General features: G+C 49.6%; 4 protein-coding genes. All 4 read left to right on the top strand.

Going from position 1 to position 5,020, the window contains the following annotated elements; all coding sequences use genetic code 11:
- On the top strand, positions 1-1,386 hold a 1,386-nt coding region (gene asnB, locus GF404_12755), incomplete at its 5' end, for an asparagine synthase (glutamine-hydrolyzing) (GenBank protein MBD3383050.1).
- 20 nt (positions 1,387-1,406) lie between these two features.
- A complete protein-coding gene (locus GF404_12760) occupies positions 1,407-2,645 on the top strand; it encodes a glycosyltransferase (GenBank protein MBD3383051.1) in 1,239 nt (412 codons plus the stop codon).
- Positions 2,646-2,652: 7 nt separating this feature from the next.
- Complete coding sequence (locus GF404_12765; protein ID MBD3383052.1) at positions 2,653-3,966, top strand: nucleotide sugar dehydrogenase; 1,314 nt, start codon at positions 2,653-2,655, stop codon at positions 3,964-3,966.
- The gene (locus tag GF404_12770; GenBank protein MBD3383053.1) at positions 3,920-4,987 is read left to right on the top strand and encodes a glycosyltransferase; all 1,068 of its coding nucleotides are present in this window, start codon (positions 3,920-3,922) and stop codon (positions 4,985-4,987) included. Before GF404_12765 ends, GF404_12770 begins: the two co-directional genes overlap by 47 nt.
- The last annotated feature ends 33 nt before the right edge of the window (positions 4,988-5,020 follow it).

Raw genomic sequence — 5,020 nt, forward strand, 5'->3', positions numbered from 1 at the left:
AATCATGACGCCCTGGCGGAGCAGATGGCGCTCAAGTACACGCTCGATGAGCAGACATTATTTACTGGAATAAAGAAGCTGATGCCGGGGTATTCGCTGACCTGCCAGAACAGCAAAATCGATCTGCGAAAGTACTGGGATATAGTTTACCAGTCGCCTGCCGGGGGGATGTCGGAACGTGATTATGTCGACAGGTTTCTGGAATTGTTCGACGAATCGGTTAGACTGCGCTTGATGGCAGATGTGCCATTGGGGATGTTTCTCTCGGGTGGAATCGATTCATCGGCAATCGCGGCCCGCATGAGCCGGATGGTCAATCGCCCGATCGAGACCTTCTCGGTAGCTTTCAAGGAACGCGCTTTTAATGAATTCGAGTATTCCCGCATGAGCGCTGAGCAGTGCGGGGCTGTGCGCCATGAAGTCACAATGGCTCCCGCACAGTTTTTCGATCACCTTCCCCGCATGATCTGGCATGAGGACGAACCGATCGCTCACCCTTCATCGATCGCACTGTATTTCGTCGCCAAACTTGCCAGCGATCATGTCAAAGTAGTATTGACAGGTGAGGGCTCCGACGAGTTGTTGGGGGGCTATGAGCGCTATTACCAGACTATCTATAACTTGATGGCTGGGAAATTCATTCCCCGACCGGTACGCAGGCATATCTTCAAACCGCTGGTCGATATTCTACCCGATAAGTTTCCGTACAAGAACAAGGCGATTAGGACCACGGTTTATCTCGACAGCGATCTGGACACAATATTTTTGGATAATTACTCGACTTTCTCGCGAGCGATGCAGGAATCGCTTTACGGAGAAGGTGTGCTCAACGGATACAATTTCGACCGGCTCTACAGCGGATACCACAGCTATTACCGTATGAACAACGCGCGAGGTATGCTCGATCGGATTTTATATGCTGATATCAAGACCTATCTTTTGGAGCTGTTGATGAAACAGGACCAGATGTCGATGGCGGCCTCGATCGAAAGCCGGGTGCCGTTTCTGGATCACAGGCTGGTCGAATTTACCGCTTCACTTCCGCGCGAGATGAAAATCAAGGGGTTCGACACCAAGCGGATCCTGAGGATGGCAATGAAGGATCGCATACCTGAGCCGATTTTGTCGCGATCCAAAAAAGGCTTTCCAGTTCCGATCGCAAAATGGTTCAGGGGAGAATACAAAGATTATGCGCGTGATATCCTGTTCGACCATAGAACCGCACAGCGGGGTATTTTCCGCCCGGAAGCTGTCGAACATATCTGGAACAAGCATCAGAGCGGAGATCGTAACTTCTCCGACCAGATCTGGACTTTATTGAACTTCGAGTTGTGGCAGAGGATTTACCTCGAAAAAGAGGATCCATCATCACTCACACCGGCCTGATTCCGGGAAAGCAGGGTAGAATGAAAATTCTATGGATTAAATCAGATTATCTCTATCCGGCGGACACCGGGGGCAAGATTCGAAGCTATAATATCCTCAAAAACCTGGCGAAAAAGCATCAGGTCAGCTACCTGTGCCTGGCCGACGAGGAACCGTCACAGGAAGCGCTCGATCACTTGCGAAGTTTTTGCGAGCGGGTAGACTATGTTCGCTTCAATCCCGAGAAAAAATTCAGTCCGCGGTTTTATCTGAAACTGTTGTTAAACCTGTTTTCACCCCGACCGTACGTGATAAACAAATACCTGAATTCTGAGATAACCCGGGAAATCGAGAGGAGATACAAATCTGGTGATTTCGATCTTCTGCTCTGTGATTTTTTGGAAATGTCGATCAATACGTTGCCGTTAAATGATATACCCAAGGTGATTTTTCAGCACAATGTCGAATCCGAGATCTGGCGCAGGCATTACCAGACCAATCGCAACCTGTTGAAGAAAGCTTATCTTTTCCTCGAATACCGTAAATTCAGAAGCTACGAAAAATTGGCCTGTGCTCTTTTCGACAATGTCCTGGTGGTGTCGGAATCCGACGCGCGTATTCATCGGCAGGAATTTGGAATCGATAAGGTCAGCACTATACCTACCGGGGTGGATACTGAATACTTCAGCCCGCACCCGGAAAAAATGGAAAAACACAATATCACTTTTGTCGGCTCGATGGACTGGCTTCCGAACCAGGATGCGATGGAATATTTTATTACGGAAATATATCCTAAATTAAAGTTGAAAAAACGGAATGTTAAGTTATATATTGTCGGCAGGCGTCCACCGGAGAAAATCGTCAGGATGGGTGAAGCGGATGATTCCGTTAAGGTTACCGGTACTGTCGACGATGTCAGGCCGTATGTCGACCGGGCCCGGGTGTATATCGTACCGATTCGAATCGGGGGAGGAACCCGGATTAAGATTTTCGAAGCCCTGGCCCAGAAGAAGGCGGTAGTCTCGACCACTGTCGGTGCCGAGGGGCTACCGCTCGCTGATGGGCGCGAGATCCTGATACGCGATGATCCGGACGATTTTGCCGATACCGTCTCTAAGCTGATCGAGGATGATGATCTGCTGGACAAAATCGCCTCCGGAGGACATTCTCTGGTAACCCGGAAGTATAACTGGAAGGAAGTGGCAAAGAGCTTCGCTACCGCGCTCAGGGAAGCAGTAAAAAACGCCGCAGGGAAGGACGCGGCAACTCGTGAGGAGTGACGACACCATGAAAATTTCTGTATTCGGAATGGGATATGTCGGATGTGTTTCGGCCGCCTGCCTGGCCGATCAGGGCCATGATGTAATCGGCGTGGATATCAACCGTGATAAAATCGAATTGATCAATATCGGCAAGTCTCCGATTATCGAGGAAGGAATGAACGACCTGGTCAACCGGGTGGTCGAAAGCGGGAAGTTGAAGGCTTCGTTCGACGCCAAACAAGCGATCAATGAGACCGACCTGACAATGATCACGGTCGGCACGCCTTCGCGCGATAACGGTGATTTGGATTTAACTTATGTCCAGAGGGTGGCGACCAAGATCGGTCAGCTTCTGGCTAACAAGGATAGTTTTCATACGATCGTGATGCGTTCCACGGTGCTTCCGGGCACTACCGAGGAGATGCTGATCCCGGCTATCGAAGAAGCCTCCGGCAAGAAAGTCTATGTCGATTTCGATGTCTTTTTCAATCCGGAGTTTCTGCGTGAAGGCAGTTCGATCAAGGATTTTTACAATCCCCCATTTACTGTAATCGGCGCCCAGGATACCGGCGCGACCGCGAAACTCGATGAACTCTACGGATTTCTGGACGCTCCGATATATAAGACTTCGCTTAAGTCAGCGGAAATGCTGAAATATATCAACAACACTTTCCACGGGCTCAAAGTAGCGTTTGCCAACGAGGTCGGCAGGCTCTGCAAGCGACTCGGGGTCGATTCCCATGAGGTCATGCACCTCTTCTGCCAGGATACAAAACAGAACCTTTCGGAATACTACCTCAAGCCGGGCTTTGCTTTCGGGGGATCCTGTCTGCCGAAGGATATCCGTGCGCTTAAATATAAATCCAAGTCAATCGATGCCCATACCGGTGTGATCGACGCGATCATGGATTCGAATCGTGCCCAGGTCGATGAAGCCCTCAGGATGGTCTATGATTCCGGCAGTAAGAAAGTCGGTTTCCTGGGATTGGCTTTCAAACAGGGTACTGATGACCTGCGTGAATCACCTTTGGTCGAGATGGCCGAAACGTTGATCGGCAAAGGCTACGAATTATATATTTATGACAAGAACGTTATTGTAGCCAAGCTGACCGGTTCGAACAAAGCTTATATAGAAAAAGAGATCCCGCATATCTCAAGCCTTCTGGCCAGTTCCATCGAGGAGGTTTTTAACCTGGCCGATGTGGTCGTGATCGGATCCAGAGATCCTGATTTCGAGTATATCGCTCGTATGGATACCGACAAAATAATTATCGACCTGGTCAGGATTGTGGATGATCTCTCCAACCTCGCTCCCGGTTACCGGGGGTTATGCTGGTGATCCGATGGCATCGACTCTGCCGTTTATAACGATAATTCTGCCGGTTTACAACGAAGCTCGCTTTATCGCCCGCACCCTCGAGCAGATAGCCTCCCAGGACTACCCCAGAGATCGCTACGAGGTCCTGGTGGTGGACGGGATGTCATCTGACGATACTGTCAAAATCGCGTTATCAATGCAACATGAGTTCGAGAATTTCCGGGTCATAGAGAACCATAAAAGACGCTCCAGCTCGGCCCGCAATCTCGGTTTCAAAGAGGGCAGAGGCGATTATTATATGATTATCGATGGTCATGTATATATAGCCGGAAGGGGTTTGCTCAAAGATGTTGCTGAGATATTTACGGAAAAAGATTACCATGTACTCGCCCGCCCGCAACCCTTGACCCCGCCCGACAACAGTTTTTTCCAGAACGCGGTCGCTTACGCACGTGAATCGGTTATCGGGCACGGCACCGACTCCACGATCTACAATATGGAATATGAAGGCGAGGTCAATCCATCTTCGTCGGGAGCGATGTATTCACGTGAGGTCATCGAAAAAGTAGGCTATGTCGATGAAGGCTTCGATGCCGCCGAGGATTATGAGCATAACTATCGAATCGGACAGGCGGGATTCAGGGCATATTTCAGTCCCCGGCTGGCTGTATATTATTACCCGCGCGAGAGCCTGGGGAGTCTGTTTGCGCAGATGGCGCGCTATGGCCTGGGGCGTTTCCGGATGTGGCGCAAGCACAAAGCGTTATCTTCGGGAGTTATGGCCCCGCCGGTATTTTTTCTTACAATCTTGGTGACAACTTTCCTGTCACTTCTGATGTCCGAAGTATGGATTATTCCGGCTTTGATGCTGGCTGGCTACCTGGCAGTGATTACAGCGGGTTCTGTTTTCGTGAGTATGAAACGAGGCTTCAGGTATCTGCTGTTGTTTCCGTTTATTTACCTGATGATCCATCTCGGTTTAGCCTGGGGATTTGTTAGCGGTATGTTTAAGAGGAACCGTACAACTGAAGTAAGTCTTTAAAAAAGACTCCTTTTATTGTTTTTTTATGTTGTC

Source organism: Candidatus Zixiibacteriota bacterium (genome assembly GCA_014728145.1).
Taxonomy (GTDB): Bacteria; Zixibacteria; MSB-5A5; order JAABVY01; family JAABVY01; genus WJMC01.